The organism is Enterococcus sp. AZ079 (assembly GCF_050547255.1).
GTDB lineage: Bacteria > Bacillota > Bacilli > Lactobacillales > Enterococcaceae > Enterococcus_D > Enterococcus_D casseliflavus.
The window spans coordinates 793,944-816,215 of record NZ_CP172955.1 but is presented as its reverse complement, the minus strand read 5'-3'; the positions used below and the strand labels follow the sequence as shown (position 1 = coordinate 816,215).

The window sequence follows — 22,272 nt, the reverse complement described above, 5'->3', positions numbered from 1 at the left end:
TTAAGCAACGGATGAAATTAATCTAATAACGATAAATTCGTTTGCTCATTTACAAACGAAATAAATTTATGTTAGTATATATCTAAACAATAAAAGGAGAACCCAAAATGAAACCTTATCAAGAGTTTACCATTTCTGATTATCAGCAAGGATATGTCGCAACACCAACGGAATATTGTTGCGTATTTTGTCAGGAGACCTTCGACAAAGAAGAAATCTATCCCGTTGATGGCGCCTTTTTTACAGCAAAAAAACGAATGATGCAGCATATTACTGACCATCACGGAACCGTTTTGTCCGCATTGTTGGCTTTACCCAAAGAACAAACAGGCTTATCAGAGAGCCAACAGGAGATTTTACAACTGTTTGCCCAAGATGTTAGCGATACTGTGATTGCCCAGCGCTTAGGTATCTCTTCTTCGACTGTCAGGAATCATCGCTTTAAACTAAAAGAAAAACAGCGACAAGCGACTGTTTTTTTAAGTATCATGTCCTTGTTGCAAGATACCCCGTTGCTGCCGCCTCATAAAGGGGCGACGATGCTTGATGATCGCTATGCCATTACGGCTAGTGAAAGAGAAAAGATCATTGCCACTTATTTTGATGAAACGGGGTTTATCAAACAGTTTCCCAGCAAAGAAAAGCGCAAGATTGTTGTCTTGAGTGTACTGGCACAAAAATTTGATCCGAAGAAAAATTATTCAGAAGCTGCTGTCAACGATGTATTAAAACAAGCGATCACCGATTATGTCACTGTCCGACGTTATTTGATCGAATACGGATTTATGCAACGGACGAAAGACGGGAAAACTTACTGGCTGACTTAAAACCTAGTCTGTAACTGGCTGGAACTTTTGTTGGTTGGATGAGCAGTATCTTTCACAGTTAAAAAAAAGTTAATAATCTCCACTTTTTTACAACAAAAAAAGACAAAGTACGAAATCATCCGTACTTTGTCTACCGTCTGAAACGCTGGGACAAGTTCCAGCGTTTATTTTTCTTTTAGAAAGATTTTTTTGATGATCAATTTATCAAATAATTGCGTTTGATTGTCTTGTTCTCCAATGACTTCAGCGGTCACTGATTTACCATCTTGTTTTTTACGTAGCTGGTAAACGATCTTGCCTGTTTCTTTCAATTCGTTCACCATGTCAACGACACCGCCAAAACCAGTTTTACGAGTGATGAACCCTAGCGCCACCATTCGCTCATCTAAATTTTTTGCCGAGATGCTCGCACCGGTGATCAGCGCTTGCCGCATGATTTGTAAGAATTCCTCTAGCCCTGCCACTGGCGGCTGTTCGGGTTCTTCTTCCATCATCGGTCGCTGACGCAAATAATCTAATTCCTGCAATAACGTTTCATACTGCTCTTGTGTCAACATGACCCCCGCCACTTTTTCACGATTGAATACATATACTGCTGTTCCTGCTTCTCGCGCTTGATTAAATACATCCATCGGAGATTTTTTTACTTCAGTAATTGAAGTAGTGGGAACATCCAATTTCTTCAGTTCCATAATCAACGTCCTCCTTGTCTCAACGAACACATTATAGCATAAATCCAGAAGCAGATTATAGAGGTATTTCACTGCTCCTAGGAAAAGAAACAAAAAAGCGGCTAATCGCCGCTTTTTTCGATTGATAAGGTCATTGCATTGATGGCAACGATGATCGTGCTCATAGACATCAAGACAGCTCCGACTGCTGGGTTCAAAATGATCCCGATCGGTGCGAGCACGCCAGCTGCCAAAGGAATGGCAAAAATATTGTATCCTGCGCCCCACCAGAGATTTTGAATCATCTTACGTCTTGTTTTTTTCGCCAACGTCAAGAAGTGCAAGATGTCTTGAGGTTCGCTATTCGTCAAAACGACATCGGCTGAATCGATCGCTACATCGGTACCCGCTCCGATCGCAATCCCGATCGTCGCTCTTGCAAGACTTGGGGCGTCATTGATCCCATCGCCTACCATTACGACGCGCTTGCCCTCTTTGACATAGTCACTGACTAGACGTTCTTTATCGTCTGGCAACATTGCCGCATGGAAGGCTTCGATTCCTAGGTAATCGGCTACGGCTTGCGCCGCTTCTTGGTTGTCTCCAGTAGCCATAACTGGCGTGATGCCTAAGTCTTTCACTTTTTGAATAAATTGACTCGCTTCTGGTTTCACCTTATCCCCTAATGCGACGATACCTTCCACTTTGCCGTCATGAACCAAATAGCTGATGGTATTGCCCTGTTCTTGATAATTTTTCAAGGAGTTCCCTTGATACTGAATGGCTAATTGCTCCAATCCTTTTTGATTGACGATCAACCACTTTTGTCCATCGATCACGCCTTCCAGACCAATCCCTGTCCTTGTTTGAACATCAGTCGCCTTTTTGGCTGTGATGTTTTCCTTTTCAGCTTCGGCTAAAATGCCTTCTGCGATCGGATGATTGGCGGTTTTCTCAAGACCTGCTAGGTAAGCTAGTACTTCTGATGCAGAAAGACTGCCTGTCGCCTCGATGCCAGTTACGGTAAACGTTCCTTCTGTTAACGTACCGGTCTTATCGAGGATCAGATAATCAACATGATGCGCATTCTCCAGTGCGTTGCGATTTTTTAAGAGCAAGCCATTTTTGGCAGCGATCGATGTCGAACGAGCAACTACGAGGGGAATCGCTAGCCCTAACGCATGGGGACAGGCAATGACGAATACCGTGACCATTCGATCAAGAGCAGTCGGTAGATCAGCAACAAACAGCCATACAGCAAATGCCAAGACACCAGCAACTAACGCAATATAAAACAACCATTTTGCCACTTTGTCCGAAAGTGCTTCTAAGCGGGATTTATCAGCTTGGGCTTTTCGCACCATTTCCATGACTTTCGCTAAGTAGCTGTCTTCCCCAGTTCCTGTGACTTCCATCGTGATGGTACCGTTGCCGTTGACAGATCCTCCAATGACAGTACTGCCGATGGTTTTAGGTACCCGTCTGGATTCACCAGTCACTGCCGACTCATCGATCGTTGTTTCTCCTTCAAGGATCGTTCCGTCTGTAGGAATCTTATCTCCTGAGCGAACGATCAACTGTGTTTTGTTGGTCACTTCTTCTAATGGAATCTGTTCTTCTGATCCATCCGCATTTTTCCGAATCACTTCTTTTGGCAATAGTTCTGCTAATTTCTGTAATGCATTGCCAGCATTAGAAACGGCATTCATCTCGATCCAATGCCCCAACAACATGATCACGATCAGAGTCGCTAGTTCCCAGAAGAAGTCCATTACATGAGGAACAGCAAGAAAATGATTGGCGATAAACGCATATAGACTATAAAAATAAGAAACCGTGATCCCCATAGCAATCAACGTCATCATGGCTGGGCTTTTTTGTTTCAATTCCATTTTCGCACCACTTAAAAACGGCTGCCCTCCATAGAAAAACAGGATCGTTCCTAAAATCAATACGACCCAATCTGATCCGGGAAACGTGAACTGAAAGGGCAATTCGATGCCCATCATTGGTGATAAAATGACGATTGGAATCGCCAAAACCAAGGAAAGCCAAAACTTTTGCTTAAAATTTCCCATATGCATACTATGATCCATGCCACCCATTCCATGATCCATACCAGACATCTCATGATTCATGTGACTATGATTCATGCCAGACATCTCATGATTCATGTGACTATGGTTCATGCCAGACATCTCATGGTCCTTGTGGCCGTGATCCATGCCAGACATCTCATGGTCCTTGTGGCCGTGATCCATGCCAGATATCTCATGGTCCTTATGGCTATAGTTCATGCTGGACACTTCATGATCCATAGGACCATGGTTACTATCGGAGCTTTCATGCTCCTGCTGTTTTGATGTCGCCCTGTGATGATCCATCCCATTCATCTCATGGCTAGGCTCAGGGACTTCTGCCAGCTGTGATTGCGTATGTTGCTCTTGTCCCTGTGTACCATTATCCCGCTCATTCAAAGCAGGTTCATGCCTATGATGGCTTGACGTCTGACTATTACTTGCGGAAGACGTTTTTTTCTGATTCATCCTAGTATTCCCCTTCCTATTTCACTGAATGTGCGTACAGTCTTGCTCCTTCATACAAAAGCTTCAAGCGGCTGGACACTTTTCATTTGTTTTGATTTTTCATTTTCACTTTAGCAATTCCATTGCTTACTCAAATACCCCTTGATAACCCGCTTCGGTGACCGCATTGACTAAGGCTGTTTCTGTCACTTGCGACTCGTCAAACTTGACTGTTCCGCGAGCTTTTTTCAAGTCCACTTTGGCTTTTTTCACACCCGGTACTTCACTAAGCGCTTTTTCAACTTTTGCGGCACAATGGGCACAATTCATTCCGCTGATTTGCATGTTTTTTTTCATTACGATTCCTCATTTCTTTTAACAGTTCGTTGGCTACTTATTTTGTTGCATGGGTTTTGCATTGGCACTGACCAGGAATACAATTACATGAGATCGCTGCTACTGGCACTTTTTGGTCGACTGCTGCTTGGAGCATCGCCAAATCTTCTGCCGTCAATGCTGCTTCTTGGATCATTTCTGCTAATGTCTGCCCAACTTTTTTGGCACAAATATGAGAAAAAAGATTCTCAGCTGCGCTGCGAACGGTTGCTTCTTCGGAAACAAGCGGCGAATAAACAAATTTTTTCCCTTGGCTTTCTGTTTTCAATACGCCTTTTTTGACGAGTCGTCCTAAAAGCGTCTTGACCGTTGCTGCTTTCCAATTTTTATTTTCGCTCAATAAAGCGGTGATCTCTTTCGCGTCGGATTGTCCTAATGTCCAGATCACACGCATGACTTCCCATTCAGAATCGCTGATTTTGATTGGTTCGACCACAGGTTGCATTTGTCCACTTCCTTTCATAAGTGATTCACATTTTTAAGTTTACATCTGTAATCGTATTTTGTCAAAAAAAAGCATCGCCAAACTTTCTGCGTTTTGACAATGCTTTTTTCTATTTCATTAAAAATGATTTGGTTCCTATGCTTAAAAGTGGACCTGATACGTCGTCACAGAGTGGAAGGGTTCTTCTGGACGCAACACGATCTCACCAAAGTGGGTAAATTTCTCAGAACCAGGAACACCTTGTGTTTCGATCGCCATCCCGCCATGATTGGCAAAAGGACCAGTCTTCATTGATGCACCAGCTTCTCCCTCACCCGTTGTGTAAATAACAACGGCAGGACGGTCAGTAGTTACAGTCAGCTGCACTTTTTGATCGGGACTGGTTACTTTTAGATCCCACTCTTGCGTATGGTCTAATAAGAACGGATCATCCAACATCGTCGTTCCCATCGGGCGTTCTTGTCTAAAATCAAACTTTGTGCCTGCGACAGGCGTTTTTTCACCGGTCGTCGTCACATCGTCATTCGTTTCAGCCACATGTTCGGCATTGATTTGAACCAAGTGGTCATCGATCGGCTGTTGGGTATCACCTGTCAAATTGAAATAACCGTGGTTCGTTGGGTTAAATAAAGTCGCTTTGTCAGTGTTGGCATCATAAGCAAGCAATAGTTCATTGTCATTCGTCAACGTATAGGTGACTTGATAACGAACATTCCCAGGAAACCCGCCATCGCCATCTTGCCGTGTGGTAGTAAAAATCACCCCAGCTTTGTCTGCTTCTTCAAAGGTTTCAGTGATCCATGTATCAGTATCCAGCCCCTTTGAACCGCCATGAAGCGTATTGCCGCCATCATTGTCTTCCGTTTGGTATTCTTGTCCGTCGATCTCAAAGCGAGTACCTGCGATCCTTCCCGCCACAGGGCCGATCGTTGCGCCATAATAACGTGCTTGGCGATGTCCTTCGATCGTGTCATAACCGACCACAATGTCGCGACCTTCTTCTACTGGAACGACCCAATCCAATAAGCGTGCGCCTTCAGGACTTAGCCTTACGATGGTACCGCTATCATTGGAAAGCTCATAAATTGTTCCCATTCTTTCTGACGTCAGTTGTTTCACATTTGGCATTCGTTCATATCCTTCTTTCTTTGATTAGTCTGCTGCTCTTTTTAAGTATAGACGTTTAGGGCTAGATCCGTCAATTCAAGACGGAAGAATTCGACAGGAAACGGCTTTGCTTCTGCCACTTCAAAAAAGCGGCAAGAGCACCCCACTGATTTTTAAGAATCATTGATACGCAGCTGCTCGGCAAAAATCAGGATTCCCGGCCTGATTTTTTACCGTTTGGTTTCTATCAATATCCATTTCATCCGTTGGGTTCTTTTGCCGCAACTGTCATCGTTTATTTTTTGTGTTTTGCTTGGTAATGTTTTCTCTTTCGCCGCTTTTCTTTAGTCTGAGAAACATTAGCAGCCAAATCTTTGTTTTCTTTTTCTTGATCAGCATTTCTTCTTTCAGCACGTTCAGTTAGTACACTTTGTCTGAATCGCCGATTTCCCAGAAACTTTAACGCACACATGAGTGGTTGACGATTTTCACCGACTAATCCAATCAGCTCAATAAACAGCTCAATTCCAAATCCTGTGCTAATGATTAATAAAACAATCGCTGTATTGCTCGCGTAATTCATTAGTAAAGCAATAAAAGAAAAGACTAATGCTAAGGCATAGATCGTTAGCACTGTGCCGCGATGAGAAAACCCTAACGACAACAATCGATGATGCAAGTGCATTTTATCGGCAGAGGAAATCTTCTGTTTATTAAACTTTCTTCGGATCATCGCATAAACGGTATCCGTGATCGGTACACCGAGAATAAACATGGGCGTCAGAACAGAAATAAAAGTTGCGTTTTTCAATCCTTGTAGTGAGAGCACAGAGATCATAAATCCTAAAAACAATGCTCCAGTATCTCCTAGAAAAATGGTTGCTGGATAAAAATTATATGGAAAGAAACCGATGATTGCTGCGATCAAAGTAAAAATGACCATTGGTACTTCCACAAAATTCGGCAGAAAGAAATAGCTGATAATCCCTATCGTCGTCAAACTGATAATAGAGACGCCGCTCGCCAACCCATCGAGACCATCGATTAAGTTCACCGCATTGGTAATTGCCAGTATCCAAATCAAAGTCATAGGCAAGGCAAACCATCCCAGATCAATAAAGCCAAAATAAGGAATCGTGACTGTGCTGATTTTTATTCCAGCAACGAAATAAATTTCCAGCGCTGCGAATGTCAGACCTATTAATTTTTGCATTGGCGACAGTTCAAATATATCATCCAACAATCCTGTAATCACCACTATTGTTGCACCTAAAAGAATCGGCCAAACGAAGTCGAAAGGAATCATTGTTCGAAATTCCCAAAGCAGCGCAAAGGAAAAGGCTAAAAAAATACTTAATCCCCCAGCTGAAGGCATGGTCTTCGTATTGATCCGACGCTCTCCTGGGCGATCAACTGCGCCAATCTTGCAAGATATCAATTTGATGACTGGTGTCAATAATAAAGACACGATCATTGTTATAAATAAGCGCATTACAAATTTGAATGCAAAATCCATCGTTTATTCTCGCTTTCCGTTATTTCTCTTTATTGGTAAATGTATCTTCGATTTTCGAAGAAATCCGCTGAACAGGATCTGTTCGTTCTTTGATCTCTTGTCCCGACACATACTCTTCTACCACTGCGTTGATGATTCCACCCAAGATAATAATCGTCGCAGCAAGATTCAACCAGATCATTAAAACAATAAAACTTCCAATAATTTGATAGCCAATGATTTTCGCAGCAAAGTAACGGGCGTATAAGCCAAACACTTGTGACAGCAACATCCAGCCAATCGTTGCAAAGATCGCCCCTGGCAAAGTCGAACGCAACTTGACCTTTGCATTCGGCACTAACCAATAGATCAGCATCATGATAAATAGCAAAGCAACGATCGTGACTGGCCATTTGACTGTTTGGAACGTATCGATCAGATTGTCTTGAAACTTAAAAATCGGCTGCAAAAAATCAAGAATGATTTTTCCAAGCCCAAATACCATCGTAACACCAACGATCGCAATCATAAAGAGCAGGATGATCACAAATGATACTGCGCGCACCACGATAAAATTGGAACGTTGGTCCACACCGAAGGCTTTGTTCATCGCAATTTGCAAGGCATTGATACTTTGACTCGCAGACCACAACGCAGCCAAGGCGGAAATCGATAACAACCCGCCAGAGCTTGTGGTGAGGAGGTTTTCGATCGCTGGTCCGATAAAGTCATAGATTTGACTAGGGATCAATTCTTGTACATAAGATAAAACCGTGTTCGGATCAATCGATAAATAAGGCAACAGATTTCCCAGCGCAATCATTAACGGGAAAAGTGAAAGCAATAAATAGTAGGCGACGACGACCGATGTGGTCCCCATCTCTGAATCCGTTATTCTATTTTGCGTTGTTTCAATGAAACGCATCAGCTTTTGATTGCTTTTTACTTTATCAACGATTTTCATGTTTCTTCCTCCGCCAGCGAATCATCTGCCTTTTTTTCTTTGTCATACGTAACAATCAGAAGTCTCCTACCGCCAAAATTTAGTAGGTTCCTTCTTCTCCTTGAGAAGTCAAAATGCGTGGCCCTTCTTTGGTGATCGCCAAACTATGTTCGTATTGGCAACTTAAGCCACCATCTAGAGTATAGGCGGTCCAGCCGTTAGGATCCATTTTCATTTTCCACGTCCCTGTATTGATCATAGGTTCGATGGTAATAACCATTCCTTCTTTTAAACGTAACCCTTTGCCGGCTTCTCCGTAGTGAGGAATCATCGGACTTTCATGGATCGTTGGACCAATGCCGTGTCCAACGAAATCGCGCACGACACCGTAGCCTTCTTTTTCCGCATAGGTTTGAATGGCATGACCGATGTCACCGATTCGGTTGCCAACTTGGGCTTGTTCGATTCCTAGATACAACGCTTTTTTGGTTACTTCCATTAAACGATCGATCTCAGGCGTCGAGTTTCCTACCACATAACTCCAGCAAGAATCAGAAATGGCGCCTTTTAAATCAATACACATATCAACTTTGATCAGATCGCCATCTTTCAATGGTTTTTTTCGGGGGAACCCGTGACAAATCTCATCGTTGATACTGCAGCAAGTGGCATATTTGTAATCTTCAAAACCAATTTGGGCGGCAATTCCGCCATGGCTTTCAATATAATCTCTGACAAACACTTCGATATCCCAACTGGTGATACCAGGTTTGATGAAGCTGCGTAATTGTTTGTGGACATCTGCTAACAGCGCGCCGGATTCGGCCATGCGGTCTATTTCTCTGGCAGATTTTAATGTAATCATGTTCTCGTCTCCCTTAATTAAATTCCTCTTATTTTACCATAGAAATCCCTTATTTTACAAAATTCACAGACATTGTAAAGAGTTTTTCAAGTTTTGTTTTCAATCTTTCGTGCATTTGCTATAATCTGTAAGAGAGTTTTCCTTGAGAATAGGAATGAGATTGGAGGAAAAAGCCCATGGCTTTAGCAAAAATCGTCTATGCGAGTATGACGGGGAATACGGAAGAAATTGCAGATATCGTTTCTGAAGCCCTTGAAAATCTTGACATGGAAGTTGAAATGAATGAGTGTACCCAAGTGGATGCCGATGAGTTTGAAGACGCCGATATCTGTATCGTCGCAACCTATACATACGGTGACGGTGAATTGCCTGATGAGATCGTCGATTTTTACGAAGATTTGCAAGAACTTGATTTAAGTGGCAAAATCTTTGGGGTCTGCGGCTCTGGCGATACGTTTTATGATGACTTTTGTAAGTCCGTCGATGACTTTGAAGCCGTCTTTAGTAAGACAGGTGCAACAAAAGGGGCAGATAGCGTCAAGGTCGACTTGGCTGCGGAAGAAGACGATATTCAAAACTTAGAAGCCTTTGCCAAAAAGCTAGCGGAAGCATTTGCAGAATAAAACAAGAAAACCTCTGACAAAATCACTTGATTCTGTCGGAGGTTTTCTTGTTTGCTTAATGATAACTGATATCGATGGGTGTTTCTCTTGCTAAAATATTATCGGTGGTTTCCGTCATCAGCTTAGCAATCTGATCTTCTGTGGGATGAATGATCCCCGAAGACATCAATGCCGCTAAGCCAGTAGCGACGATCCAGACACCAGTATGCAAGGACTGTAATTTCACGTCCGATAGATCTTGATACTTTGGTTCTTTTTTCACTGATTTCACAAAAAGGTCAAATGAAAACTGCTGCATGGAATCCCCACCACCATGCTCTTCTAAGTATAGCGCTCGGTATAATCGTTTTTCTTTATTTGCAAAGCCAATATAATTTAACGTTAAGTCAACGATGACATCTCCCCGTCTTTCAACTGGAAAAACTTCTGTCGCTAAGTAGTCGTAAATCTGATTGATCAATGCATTTTTTAAGTCATCCATATTTTTAAATTCTAAGTAGATCGGTTGCGTTGAACATTTCATCTTCGCTGCGATATTGCGTGCGGTAAAACGTGTAAATCCTTCGGTTGCGACAACTTCATAGGCAGCTTTTAAAATCTGGTCTCTAGTAATAGTTTTCTTTCTTGCCATAATTTTTTAATCTCCTTAATTCTGCTATACATCGCTTTCAGAAATACCTTTTACTTATTGTATCATGTTTTTTTAAGTTTGCAAAAAAACTTTTAAAATTATTGCCCCTAGTGTTTCCAGTTTTTCAATTTGAAGACCTCTGTTTTTTTGCTCTCTTTTTCGTTTGTTTTCAAAAATACTTAGTGCTATCATGAAGACAGTTATAATTTTAGAATAAATGGAGGAATTTTAATGGTTTTACCAAACTTTAATCAGAACCTTGAAAAATATGCCCAACTGATCACAGAAGTTGGTGTAAATGTCCAAAAAGGGCACACCATCGTCATCCAAATCGCCGTGGACCAAGCACCGTTAGCTCGACTATTGACAAAAAAAGCGTATGAGCTAGGCGCTGATGAAGTAATCGTTCAATGGACCGACGATGTGGTTCAAAAAGAATTTCTTGCGCATGCAGCTGAGGATCGTTTGTCTACGATCCCTCAACACAAAATTGATCAGACAGAAGATTGGGTCGAAAAAGGTGCGAGCCGCATCAGTGTCGTTTCTGCCAATCCCGATGCGTTAGCGGGCGTTGACTCAGATCGGGTCGCCGCTTTCCAAGCAGCTTCTGGTAAGGCGATGATGAAACTGCGTCAAGCAACACAAGCCAACAAAGTCAGCTGGACCGTTGTTGCTGCTGCAGGTCAAGATTGGGCACAAAAAGTGTTCCCTGATGCTTCCCCAGAAGAAGCACAAGACAAGCTATGGGATCAAATTTTCAAAACGACGCGTATCTACGAAGAAGATCCTGTTGCTGCTTGGAAAAAACATGATGAAACACTGCAAGTCAAGGCAGAAGAATTGAACAAAGAACAATTCAGCGCATTACACTATACAGCACCGGGTACCGATTTGATCATCGGCCTACCAAAAAATCACTTGTGGGAAGGTGCTGGCAGCTACAACACCCGCAATGAAAAATTCATGGCGAACATGCCGACAGAAGAAGTCTTTACTGCCCCAGATAATCGTCGCATCGATGGCTATATTTCAAGTACGAAACCATTGAGCTACGCAGGTACGATTATTTCTGGCATGAAATTCACCTTCAAAGACGGTAAAGTCGTGGACTTTTCTGCAGAACAAGGCGAAGAAGTGTTAGGCAAATTGCTAGCGATCGATGAAGGAGCGAAATCTTTAGGTGAAGTCGCTTTAGTCCCTGACCCTTCCCCTATCTCACAATCTGGCATCATCTTCTTCAATACGTTGTTTGATGAAAATGCCTCAAACCACTTGGCTTTAGGCTCTGCTTATGCCTTCAGCTTACAAGGCGGCACTGAGATGAGTGAAGAAGAACTGGCAGCGGCTGGTTTAAACCGCAGCCAAACCCACGTAGACTTCATGGTCGGCTCTGACCAAATGTCCATCGATGGCATCAAAGAAGATGGCACCACAGTTCCTGTCTTCCGCAATGGTGATTGGGCTTAATAAAAAAAGGCTGAGGTGGAGTAGCTCCCCTCGGTCTTCTTTTTACATAGAATATTGAGAACCGGCGGCTTTTTTCATAGTAATCAGCTGGCTTTTTTGATAAAATCTACTTTGATAGTCTTTGATAAGAGAGGATGGATCCGATGACACCAAATCGTGAAGATTATTTAAAGCTCATCTTAGAGCTTGGTGGTGACCAAAAGAAGATCAATAACAAACAAATCGTGTCAGGTCTGGACGTCTCAGCAGCTTCAGTAAGTGAAATGATTTCAAAATTATTAAAAGAAGGCTTAGTGGAACATTCACCTTATCAAGGGGTACAGTTGACTGAAACTGGTTTAGCTTCTGCAAGTGCCCTCATTCGTAAGCATCGTTTATGGGAAGTCTTTCTTGTGGAGCACCTGCATTATTCATGGAATGAAGTTCATGATGACGCAGAAGTTTTAGAACATGTCACCTCAGAAACGTTGGCGAGCCGCTTAGAAGCCTACCTTGATCATCCTCGGTATTGCCCACATGGGGGAATGATTCCTGAACAAGGAGAACTCATTCACGAAGGCGAAAAAAACACCATGAGTTCTTATCCGGTAGGAACCAAGATTCGTATCGCCCGTGTCCTTGACGAACGAGAACTGCTGGATTATCTCGTTTCGATCAAATTGAATATTCATGAAGAATACGAGATCATCGATGCGGCAGCATACGAGGGTCCGATTACGATCAAAAATGACACAAAAGAAATTGCTGTCAGCTACAAAGCCGCCAGCACGATTTTTGTCGATAAACTGTAAGGAGTGAAGATGATGGAAAAAAAGGTCCTTTTTACGATTTTTGGCGGTACGGGCGACCTTGCCCAACGCAAACTATATCCTTCTTTGTTTCGGTTGTACAAAAAAGGCGATTTGAAAGAAGATTTTGCAGTCATTGGTACTGCACGCCGTCCTTGGTCGGATGAACACTATCGTGAAGTGGTGATAGGTACAATCAAAGAATTGAGTGACTCACAAGAACAAGCAGAGACATTCGCTTCTCATTTCTACTACCAATCACATGATGTAACAGATACGAGCCATTATGATTCATTAAAGGATTTGGCGGAAACCTTAGATCAGAAATACCATTTAGAAGGCAATCAGATTTTTTACTTAGCAATGTCCCCTAATTTCTTTGGGACGATCGTTTCTCACTTGAAATCCCAAGGAATGCTGGATACTGAGGGCTACCATCGGGTGATCATCGAGAAACCGTTTGGAAGCGACTATAATTCAGCAAAAGAATTGAATGAAGAGATCAATCAAGTCTTTACGGAACAAGAAATCTACCGAATCGATCACTATTTAGGAAAAGAAATGATCCAAAATATTTCTGCGATTCGTTTTGCCAATAACATTTTTGAGTCAATGTGGAACAATCGTTACATTGACAATGTTCAGATCAATATCGCAGAAAACTTAGGCGTAGAAGAACGCGGCGGCTATTATGATAAGAGCGGTGCCTTGAAGGATATGGTCCAAAATCATATTCTGCAGATTCTTTCCTTATTAGCCATGGAAGCGCCAGTGGCTTTTTCTGAAAAAGAATTACGGACAGAAAAAATCAAAGCCTTAAATGCGATCCGTATCTACTCCGAAGAAGAAGTGAAACAACACTTCGTTCGTGGTCAATACGATAAGGGACAATTAGAAGACAAGAAATTTGTTGGCTACCGTGAAGAAGCCAATGTGGATGAAGAATCGGCAACGGAAACCTTCGTTGCTGGGAAATTTTTGATCGATAACTTCCGCTGGTCCGGCGTACCATTTTATGTACGCACTGGGAAACGGTTGACGGAAAAAGGCACTCGCATCAACATTGTCTTTAAACAAGTCCCAGTCAATGTCTTTAAGCAAGACCTGAATGAACAAAAGCAAATCGAGAGTTTGGCACCGAATGTGCTGACGATTTACATTCAACCGACGGAAGGCTTCTCTCTTTCCTTGAACGGAAAAGAAATTGGCCAAGGGTTTGAGACATTGCCAGTGAAGCTCGATTACCGAAATAGTACTGAAATCGTCGAAAACACCCCTGAAGCTTACGAAAAACTAATTCTAGATGCCTTGAACGGTGATGGCACTAACTTTACCCACTGGGATGAAGTTGCCCAATCTTGGCGCATCGTTGATGTGATCCGTCACGCTTGGGACCAAGAAACACCTGATTTTCCAAATTATGCCGCAGGAACGATGGGCCCCCAAGCAGCCTATGATCTCTTAGCTGCCGATGGCTTTGAATGGATCTGGCGTCCCGATGAATGGTATCGTGAGCGAGATTTACTAAATGAGAAATAAGCAAATGGTCAATTGGATGAGGAAAAAACATCCAATTGGCCGTTTTTCTTTTTTACCGACTGTTTATAATAGAAAGAAATGAGAAATGAAAGGAGCAGCAGACATGAAACAAGTCTTATCGATCGCCGGTCTCGACAGTTTGGCAGGTGGCGGCATGACGGCTGATTTGAAAACATTTGAGGAATTCGGGGTGTTTGGCCATGCCCTATTAACATGTGTGGTCGCCATCAAGGATGATCTTATGTTCCATGATCTCCCTGAGCCTGTGATCCAAGCACAACTGGATTCACTGCGTTCGGTCGTATCCCTAGATGCAATCAAAATCGGGCTGCTTCATCAAACCGCCATCATTGAATTGCTGCGAGATTTTTTACAAACATTTACCGGACCGATCGTGCTCGATCCCGTTCTCGCCTTCAAAGAAGGAGATACTGCCTTTAACCACTCCTATCAAGCAGGATTGATCTCATTGTTTCCTTACACAGCATTAGTGACACCTAATCTACTCGAAGCACAACACTTATCTGGACAAAGCATTACCTCTTTAGCAGAGATGAAAACGGCGGCAAAAAAAATCCATGCGCTGGGTGCCCCAAATGTTCTGATCAAAGGTGGCAGTCGACTAACTGGGGAAACAGCCTATGATGTTTTGTATCAAGAAGGACAATTTACCGTTTTTGAGGCAGAAAAAAGTACGCGAACCACAACCAACGGTGCTGGCTGTACCCTCTCATCAGCGATTGCCGCAATGCTTGCTAAAGGCACTTCGTTGGAAGCAGCTATCCAAACCGCAAAAGCATTTGTTTGGGCAGGGATTGAAGACGGTCTGCCTTTAGGTACCTCTGGCAACGTCAATCAGCTCGCCTATTTTAAAAAGGAGGAACACCTATGAAAGTAAGAAACCTAACGACGATCGCTATGCTGACGGCACTCACGTGTGCACTTTCTTTGACCTTTATCATTCCTGTTCCGCAAACGAAGGGCTTTGTGACCTTATGTGAAGCAGGGATCTATATCTCGGCCCTGTTGTTCGGACCTAGCGCCGGTGCCTTCGTCGGTGGAATGAGCGGCGGCATCATTGATTTTCTATCAGGTTACCCTGAATGGGCCTTCTTTTCCATCGTGATCCATGGTGTGCAAGGCTGGATCGTAGGTAGAATGAGCCATCGGCCACTAGCAGCCGTCATTGTCGGTAGCTTAATCATGATCGCCGGCTATGCAGCAGCAACGGTTTTGCTATTCGGTTTAGGCGCTGGGATCGCCTCGATCCCAAGTAATTTGATCCAAACGGTCTTTGGCAGCATCGTTGCTTTACCCCTGACGCATGCTTTGCGCCGCACGAAAAAGTTTTCTTTAAATGAAAGGTGATTCTTATGACAGATATCAATCAATTAAAAACGGATTTAACTACGATCGTTGAAGAAGTCATTACGACAGCGAACGTTGGTGAAAATGATCTTTTTGTCCTTGGTTGTTCAACAAGTGAAGTCGTGGGCGGCTTGATTGGCAAAAATTCCAGTCAAGAAGTAGGCATGGTTATCGTTGAAACACTACGAGCGATCTTGCGTCCCAAAAATATTCATTTAGCCGTTCAAGGCTGTGAACATCTCAATCGGGCTTTAGCTGTTGAGCGTGAAACGGCTCGACTATATCAATTAGAAGAAGTCGCAGTAGTGCCCCAGTTGCATGCAGGCGGTGCTTGCTCAGTTGCCGCTTTCCAGCTGTTCGATGAACCTATTGAAGTGGAGCACATAGTAGCAAAAGCTGGCATCGATATTGGCGACACAGCAATCGGCATGCATGTCAAACATGTTCAAATCCCGATCCGTCCCTCTATCAAGTCCCTCGGCGCTGCCCATGTCACAGCTCTGGGATCACGGCCCAAATATATTGGTGGTCCTCGTGCGCATTACGCACAATAAGCAAATCGTATAATAATCGAAAAGCCATCATCAAAAAGAAAAAGCATGCTTCGGCATGCTTTTTTTGTGTCAACGTTCCTGCTATTGCCTCCCCCTTTCTTTCAGAGTGCTCTTTTTTCACTATTTTTTCCATTCCATTTTATGGCAGCTTTTTCTACTTCAAAGGCAAGTTTCTTTCTGGTGTAAAAGGAGCGGCAGCTGTCGCTTTCCTTTTGTCATAAATTCGTCAGAATTTCATCACAAAAAGAAAAGAAAGATACCAGTAAGCCCGCAAATTTCTTTTTTCTTTCCTTGATAGACTGAATGTAGTAAGAATCGAAAAGCGGAAGGAAGAAAAACATGAAAAAAATCGCCATTATTTTTGGAGGCAATTCACCGGAATACACCGTTTCTTTAGCCTCAGCAACTAGCGCAATCGAAGCACTCCAATCATCTCCCTATGACTACGACCTCTCTTTGATCGGGATCGCCCCAGATGCTATGGATTGGTACTTGTATACAGGAGAACTGGAAAACATCCGACAAGACACGTGGTTGTTGGATACGAAACATAAACAGAAAATCCAGCCGCTATTCGAAGGAAACGGCTTTTGGCTAAGTGAAGAGCAGCAAACGTTAGTACCTGATATTTTATTTCCCATTATGCATGGCAAATACGGGGAAGATGGCAGTATCCAAGGATTGTTTGAATTGATGAAACTACCTTATGTAGGTTGCGGGGTGGCAGGTTCTGCCTTATGTATGAACAAATGGCTGCTGCATCAAGCTGCAGCAGCCATTGGCGTACAAAGTGCTCCTACGATTCTCTTGACAAATCAAGCCAACCAGCAAGAACAAATCGAAGCTTTTATCCAGACCCATGGCTTCCCAGTTTTCTTTAAGCCTAATGAAGCGGGCTCTTCAAAAGGGATCACTAAAGTCACCTGCGTTGAAGAAATCGCTTCTGCCTTAAAAAAAGCCTTTACTTATTGTTCCGCAGTGCTCCTACAAAAAAATATTGCCGGTGTTGAGATCGGTTGCGGTATTTTGGGCAACGACTCTTTGACTGTCGGTGCTTGTGACGCCATTTCATTAGTAGACGGCTTTTTCGATTTTGAAGAAAAGTACCAGCTGATCAGCGCCAAAATCACCGTCCCTGCGCCATTGCCTGAAACGATTGAAACCAAGGTCAAAGAACAAGCTCAGCTGCTCTATCGTAGTCTTGGTCTTAAAGGTCTTGCTCGCATCGACTTTTTTGTCACGGATCAAGGAGAACTATACTTGAATGAAATCAATACTATGCCGGGCTTTACGAGTCACTCCCGTTATCCTGCCATGATGGCAGCGGTCGGCTTATCCTATCAAGAACTACTACAAAAACTGCTTGTCTTAGCAAAGGAGGAAGTCAAATGAATCCCTATCTACAGTTAGTTAGCAAAGAATTTCCGTTAGAAAAAAACCAAGAGCCGCCTCATTTAGTCCTTGCTGCCTTCAGCGAAGACGAGATTTACTTGCAGCCAGAAGCAGCCAAACAATGGAAACGGCTCGTCAAATCCTTAAAGCTTGAAGACGAGATCTGCTTGTTAGATGGCTACCGAACCGAAAAGCAGCAACGGTATTTATGGGAATATTCCTTGAAAGAAAATGGGCTAGCCTATACGAAACAATTTGTGGCGTTGCCCGGTTGCAGTGAACATCAGTTAGGCTTAGCGATCGATGTTGGTTTAAAGGGCAGCCAGGATGATTTGATCTGCCCACGATTTCGTGACAGCGCAGCCGCTGATTTATTTACCCAGGAAATGATGAACTATGGGTTTATTTTACGCTATCCCGCAGACAAACAGGAAATTACAGGGATTGGCTATGAACCGTAGCATTTTCGTTATGTTGGTCTGCCTCATAGTCAAATCATCGCCAGTCAACAGTGGACCTTGGAAGAATACCATCAATACCTTGAACAAACTGCGAGGCAGTTCGCATGAAGAAGAATCAAGGAATCGAGCAATTCCGGGTGATTTTGGCGATGATGGTGGTGGCGATCCACTGTCTGCCTCTTCACCGCTTATGGCCTGACGGTGATATCCTGATCACGTTGACGCTCTTCAGAATTGCCGTCCCCTTCTTTTTTATGATCAGCGGATATTACGTGTTCAGCGACTTAGCCACCCAAAACAGCTATCCTGCCAGACAGCGTGTCTGGCAGTTTATTAAAAAGCAGCTGCAAGTCTACCTCATAGCCACACTGCTCTTTTTGCCGCTTGCTTGGTACAGCGGCATGCTTGGGTTGAACATGCCGCTGGGCACCTTTATCCAAACATTGTTGGTCACTGGCATTCTTTACCATCTTTGGTATTTTCCTGCGATCATTACCGGCAGTCTACTAGTGATGGGCCTCTTGACACGGCTTTCTTTCAAGCAGGTGTTTTTCATTGCTGTCGGTTTGTATGTGGTTGGTTTAGGTGGGGACAGTTGGTCTGGCCTGGCTGCACAAACACCCATTACGCCAGTCTATTCACTGATTTTTCAACTATTGGATGGAACTCGCAACGGCATTTTTTTTGCTCCTTTGTTTTTGATCTTAGGGGTACTAGCCAGAAGATTTTCCAAGAAACCAGTTTCTCCCCATCGCTATAGTTATCTGCTGATCAGTCTGATTTGCTTGCTTTTGGAAAGTTACCTTTTGCATCACTTTACCACGCCGAAACATGACAGCATGTATGTTTTTTTGCCCTTCGTCCTGTTGTTTTTATTTCCGATCATCCAGCAATGGCAAGCACCCATAATCTGGAAACAAGCGGGTCGACTGTCCCTTTGGCTCTATTTGCTCCATCCTTATACCATTGCAGTGACCCATTTTCTTAGTCAAAAGCTGCCCTTGCTGCAAAACAATCTGATCAATTTCTTCGTGGTCTTAGGACTGACCATTGGGGTGGTGCAAGGTCTCTTTGCTTTGCAAAAGCTGTTCCCGTTTTCGAAAAAAACGCCGCCCAAATTGCAGCGAGCAGCCAAAGAATTTTCCGCCCCCGCTTTGTTGCACAACCTGCAGGAAATCAAGCGATTGATCCCAGCAACAACAAAAGTGATGGCGGTGGTTAAAGCGGATGCTTATGGTTGTGATGCGAAGACGGTCGCCAGTACCCTAGAAAGAGCCGGCGTTGATTTCTTTGCCGTTGCTACCCTTGAAGAAGCCATTGAATTACGGCGAGCTGGCATCAAAAGTCGCTTACTGATTTTAGGGTACACTTCTGCCCAACGTGCCAAAGAGCTGAAACATTATTCCTTGATTCAAACCATTGTTAGTGAGGCCCATGGGCATGCTTTAGCCCAAACAAGAATTCCGATCGAATGCCATTTAGCGGTAGATACTGGTATGCACCGCTTAGGCGTTGCACCTGATCTTGAGACAGTTACTGGACTTTACGCCTTGCCATCTCTCAAGATCACGGGCATTTTTTCCCATCTAGGCTCTTCAGATCAGCTGGATACGGCAAGTATCTTGCGGACACAAGCCCAAATCACTTGTTTTGATGATCTGTTGGCTGGCTTATCAGCTAGAAATATCGCCTATGGACTGACACATCTGCAAAGCAGCTACGGAATATTGAATTACCCAGAGAAACACTATGATTATGTACGTCCAGGTATTCTTCTAACTGGTTCATTGAGCGTCCCGAACGAACCAACGAAGCAGAAGATAAACGTACAGCCGATTTTGACACTCAAAGCCTTACTGGTAGACAAAAAACCAGTTGCCGCTGGTGAAGCGATCGGCTATGGATTAGGCTCTGTTTTTGATCGACCAGCCACGATCGGGATCGTTAGCATCGGCTACTGCGACGGGGTTCCACGTGCCCTATCAAACCAAGGGTTCCAGCTTTCTTATCAAGGTGCTTTACTCCCGCAGATTGGGTTGGTTTGTATGGATATGCTCTTGATCGATTTAACGGACTATCCAGAACTGGCGGTCGAAAGTTCGCTCGAAGTAATCAGCGATTGGACGACTACCGCTGATCAAGCACAAACCATTACCAATGAATTGATCAGCCGCCTAGGTTCCCGCATCACCTCTAGTTCAAAGTAGAAAACGAATGCATTCGCTTACCGATTACGGTATGATGGGTGTAGAGTAAATGGTAGTGTAAATGAAAAATGATCGTAGATAGTTGGAGTGAATCAAGGATGGCAGAAAAAATAATTGTTGTTGATGATGAAAAAGAAATCGCGGAGTTAGTCACGACGTTTCTAAGGAATGAAGGCTTCCAAGTAGAACCTTTTTATGATGGAACGAGCGCTTTGGCTTATCTTGAAAAAGAAACGGTCGATGTGGCGGTTTTAGATGTGATGCTGCCGGATATCGACGGCTTTCAGCTGCTGCAGCAAATTCGTAAGACCCACTTTTTCCCAGTATTGATGCTCACGGCAAAAGGGGAAGACTTGGATAAAATCACCGGTCTAAGCCTTGGGGCAGATGATTATGTGACCAAGCCCTTCAATCCTTTAGAAGTCGTTGCTCGGGTCAAAACGCAGCTGCGGCGATACCAGCGTTACAACCAGTCAGCGAATCCCCAAAAGATTGAAGAATACGAAAAGGAAGGCTTACTGTTGAAAATCAACAGCCACCAATGTTTTCTTTATGGCAAAGAGGTTTTCTTGACCCCCATCGAATTTAAAATCTTGCTTTACTTATTTGAACACCAAGGATCGGTCGTTGCCTCGGAAACCCTTTTTGAAGCAGTTTGGAAAGAAAAGTATTTAGACAACAATAACACAGTGATGGCACATATCGCCCGTTTGCGGGAAAAACTGAACGAACAACCCCGCAAACCGAAATTAATCAAAACCGTATGGGGGGTCGGCTATATCATTGAAAAATAGAAATCCATTGATCCGCAAGCTCTTGACCCAATACTTTATCACCACGGGCATCTTGATGGCGATCTTGATCATCATTCCTTTCGCAGTACGCTTCGTTGCTGGAATGAGGGTCTGGTATGGCTATGAACCCATTTATCAAATTTTACGACTTTTTGCTGACTATTGGCTTCTTTGCTTAGCCATCGGGGCCTTACTGATTTGGGTGAGCACAACGATTTATTATATGAGCAAAGCTATCAGTTATTTGAATGAAACGATCCAAGCCACAAACCAACTGATTGCCGAACCCACGAAGCGAATCGTTCTTTCCAGCAATATGATTGATGTGCAAGAAGAAATGAACCAGTTGCGGGAGAAAAACTTACAGGATCAACGAGCCGCCAAAGAAGCGGAACAACGAAAAAATGATTTGATCGTCTATCTCGCACATGATTTACGAACGCCTTTGACCAGTGTGATCGGCTATTTGACGCTTTTAGAAGAGGAACCGCAGCTTTCTACCGAACTACGCGCACGCTATACGAAGATCGCCTTGCAAAAAGCCCAACGGCTGGAACTATTGATCAGCGAATTTTTCGAAATCACCCGCTTTAATCTTACAACGATCGCCTTACAAACTGAAACCACGGATCTGAGCTTGATGCTGGAACAGTTGACGTTTGAATTTTTGCCGCTGTTAGAAGAAAAAAACCTCCATTGGCAACTTCAGCTACAGAAAAAAGTCTTTGCGACCGTTGATACGGAGAAAATGGAACGCGTTTTTGATAACTTGATCCGCAATGCCATCAATTATAGCTATCCTAACTCCCCTTTGCGATTAGCCATCAGCGAGTCTGATGATATCCTGATTCGTTTGACCAATCAAGGAAAAACGATCCCAGCTGAAAAGATCGGCTTGATTTTTGAGCCTTTCTACCGCATGGATGCTTCCCGAGCAACAGCGACGGGTGGGACGGGTCTTGGTTTGCCGATCGCCAAAGAAATCGTTGAAGCATTAGGTGGAAAGATCTGGGCGGAAAGCCGTGATGAAACCATCGTCTTTTCGATTCGCCTACCAAAGGCAGCAATGGAAAAAAATGAACAGCTGTCTAAGCCCCATCCATCTGAACCAATCGCTTAACAGGCAAACAACCTGAGCATTTCGCTGCTCCCCTTCTAATTCTGAAGGAGGAAT

Annotated in this window: 21 protein-coding genes and 1 pseudogene; 13 read left to right on the top strand and 9 right to left on the bottom strand. The window is 43.5% G+C overall.

Annotation, left to right across the window (positions count from 1 at the left end):
* Nucleotides 1-107: 107 nt before the first annotated feature.
* On the top strand, nt 108-827 hold the full coding sequence (locus tag IGJ15_RS03905) for a DUF2087 domain-containing protein (protein ID WP_074536053.1): 720 nt from the start codon (nt 108-110) through the stop codon (nt 825-827).
* Nucleotides 828-991: 164 nt separating this feature from the next.
* Here the strand turns inward: IGJ15_RS03905 and IGJ15_RS03900 are convergent, their stop codons facing one another.
* From IGJ15_RS03900 to map, 8 genes are all read right to left on the bottom strand, one after another.
* Nucleotides 992-1,519 (bottom strand): hypothetical protein, encoded by a 528-nt coding sequence (locus IGJ15_RS03900; protein ID WP_010749742.1) that lies wholly within the window; start codon nt 1,517-1,519, stop codon nt 992-994.
* A 101-nt stretch (nt 1,520-1,620) separates the two neighbouring features.
* Nucleotides 1,621-4,044 carry a heavy metal translocating P-type ATPase gene (locus tag IGJ15_RS03895; protein ID WP_311902448.1) on the bottom strand — a complete coding sequence of 808 codons (2,424 nt, stop codon included), beginning with the start codon at nt 4,042-4,044 and terminating at the stop codon, nt 1,621-1,623.
* A 126-nt stretch (nt 4,045-4,170) separates the two neighbouring features.
* Complete coding sequence (gene copZ, locus IGJ15_RS03890; RefSeq protein ID WP_005228873.1) at nt 4,171-4,380, bottom strand: copper chaperone CopZ; 210 nt, start codon at nt 4,378-4,380, stop codon at nt 4,171-4,173.
* A 37-nt stretch (nt 4,381-4,417) separates the two neighbouring features.
* Entirely contained in the window at nt 4,418-4,864 is a 447-nt protein-coding gene (locus IGJ15_RS03885) for a CopY/TcrY family copper transport repressor (RefSeq protein ID WP_060792542.1), read from the bottom strand.
* 141 nt (nt 4,865-5,005) lie between these two features.
* A complete protein-coding gene (locus IGJ15_RS03880; RefSeq protein ID WP_015510146.1) occupies nt 5,006-5,992 on the bottom strand; it encodes an aldose epimerase family protein in 987 nt (328 codons plus the stop codon).
* Nucleotides 5,993-6,266: 274 nt separating this feature from the next.
* Nucleotides 6,267-7,487, bottom strand: a complete 1,221-nt coding sequence (locus IGJ15_RS03875; protein ID WP_010749745.1) for a glycosyltransferase family 4 protein — start codon at nt 7,485-7,487, stop codon at nt 6,267-6,269.
* A 19-nt stretch (nt 7,488-7,506) separates the two neighbouring features.
* Nucleotides 7,507-8,430 carry a YihY/virulence factor BrkB family protein gene (locus IGJ15_RS03870; protein ID WP_005228865.1) on the bottom strand — a complete coding sequence of 308 codons (924 nt, stop codon included), beginning with the start codon at nt 8,428-8,430 and terminating at the stop codon, nt 7,507-7,509.
* Nucleotides 8,431-8,509: 79 nt separating this feature from the next.
* Nucleotides 8,510-9,274, bottom strand: a complete 765-nt coding sequence (gene map, locus IGJ15_RS03865) for a type I methionyl aminopeptidase (protein WP_005228863.1) — start codon at nt 9,272-9,274, stop codon at nt 8,510-8,512.
* A gap of 176 nt (nt 9,275-9,450) precedes the next feature.
* On the opposite strand from map, the gene IGJ15_RS03860 reads away from it, so the two are divergent.
* The gene (locus tag IGJ15_RS03860) at nt 9,451-9,897 is read left to right on the top strand and encodes a flavodoxin (protein WP_015510148.1); all 447 of its coding nucleotides are present in this window, start codon (nt 9,451-9,453) and stop codon (nt 9,895-9,897) included.
* 55 nt (nt 9,898-9,952) lie between these two features.
* Here IGJ15_RS03860 and IGJ15_RS03855 read toward each other — a convergent pair whose 3' ends face one another.
* Nucleotides 9,953-10,528: a TetR/AcrR family transcriptional regulator gene (locus tag IGJ15_RS03855; protein ID WP_005228861.1), complete on the bottom strand. Its 576-nt coding sequence runs from the start codon at nt 10,526-10,528 to the stop codon at nt 9,953-9,955.
* 231 nt (nt 10,529-10,759) lie between these two features.
* Here IGJ15_RS03855 and IGJ15_RS03850 point away from each other — a divergent pair, with 231 nt between their 5' ends.
* The 11 genes and pseudogenes from IGJ15_RS03850 (at nt 10,760) to vanS (ending at nt 22,218) form a co-directional block, all read left to right on the top strand.
* Complete coding sequence (locus tag IGJ15_RS03850) at nt 10,760-11,995, top strand: aminopeptidase (protein WP_015510149.1); 1,236 nt, start codon at nt 10,760-10,762, stop codon at nt 11,993-11,995.
* A 143-nt stretch (nt 11,996-12,138) separates the two neighbouring features.
* On the top strand, nt 12,139-12,786 hold the full coding sequence (locus tag IGJ15_RS03845; RefSeq protein ID WP_015510150.1) for a metal-dependent transcriptional regulator: 648 nt from the start codon (nt 12,139-12,141) through the stop codon (nt 12,784-12,786).
* A 9-nt stretch (nt 12,787-12,795) separates the two neighbouring features.
* A complete protein-coding gene (gene zwf, locus IGJ15_RS03840; protein ID WP_231434746.1) occupies nt 12,796-14,322 on the top strand; it encodes a glucose-6-phosphate dehydrogenase in 1,527 nt (508 codons plus the stop codon).
* Nucleotides 14,323-14,425: 103 nt separating this feature from the next.
* Nucleotides 14,426-15,214: a bifunctional hydroxymethylpyrimidine kinase/phosphomethylpyrimidine kinase gene (locus IGJ15_RS03835; RefSeq protein ID WP_005237263.1), complete on the top strand. Its 789-nt coding sequence runs from the start codon at nt 14,426-14,428 to the stop codon at nt 15,212-15,214.
* Nucleotides 15,211-15,690: an ECF transporter S component gene (locus tag IGJ15_RS03830; RefSeq protein WP_015510153.1), complete on the top strand. Its 480-nt coding sequence runs from the start codon at nt 15,211-15,213 to the stop codon at nt 15,688-15,690. The genes IGJ15_RS03835 and IGJ15_RS03830 overlap by 4 nt, the downstream gene beginning before the upstream one ends.
* Before the next feature lie 5 nt (nt 15,691-15,695).
* Nucleotides 15,696-16,244, top strand: a complete 549-nt coding sequence (locus IGJ15_RS03825; RefSeq protein ID WP_015510154.1) for a TIGR01440 family protein — start codon at nt 15,696-15,698, stop codon at nt 16,242-16,244.
* A 339-nt stretch (nt 16,245-16,583) separates the two neighbouring features.
* A complete protein-coding gene (gene vanC, locus IGJ15_RS03820; protein ID WP_074933485.1) occupies nt 16,584-17,636 on the top strand; it encodes a D-alanine--D-serine ligase VanC in 1,053 nt (350 codons plus the stop codon).
* A pseudogene (vanXY, locus tag IGJ15_RS03815) lies at nt 17,633-18,205 on the top strand (D,D-carboxypeptidase/D,D-dipeptidase VanXY). The gene vanC and the pseudogene vanXY overlap by 4 nt, the downstream one beginning before the upstream one ends.
* Entirely contained in the window at nt 18,202-20,304 is a 2,103-nt protein-coding gene (gene vanT, locus IGJ15_RS03810; RefSeq protein ID WP_231434747.1) for a membrane-bound serine racemase VanT, read from the top strand. The pseudogene vanXY and the gene vanT overlap by 4 nt, the downstream one beginning before the upstream one ends.
* 98 nt (nt 20,305-20,402) lie before the next feature.
* Nucleotides 20,403-21,098 (top strand): vancomycin resistance response regulator transcription factor VanR-C, encoded by a 696-nt coding sequence (vanR-C, locus tag IGJ15_RS03805; RefSeq protein WP_005228837.1) that lies wholly within the window; start codon nt 20,403-20,405, stop codon nt 21,096-21,098.
* Entirely contained in the window at nt 21,088-22,218 is a 1,131-nt protein-coding gene (gene vanS, locus IGJ15_RS03800) for a vancomycin resistance histidine kinase VanS (RefSeq protein WP_311902450.1), read from the top strand. The genes vanR-C and vanS overlap by 11 nt, the downstream gene beginning before the upstream one ends.
* Nucleotides 22,219-22,272: the final 54 nt, after the last annotated feature.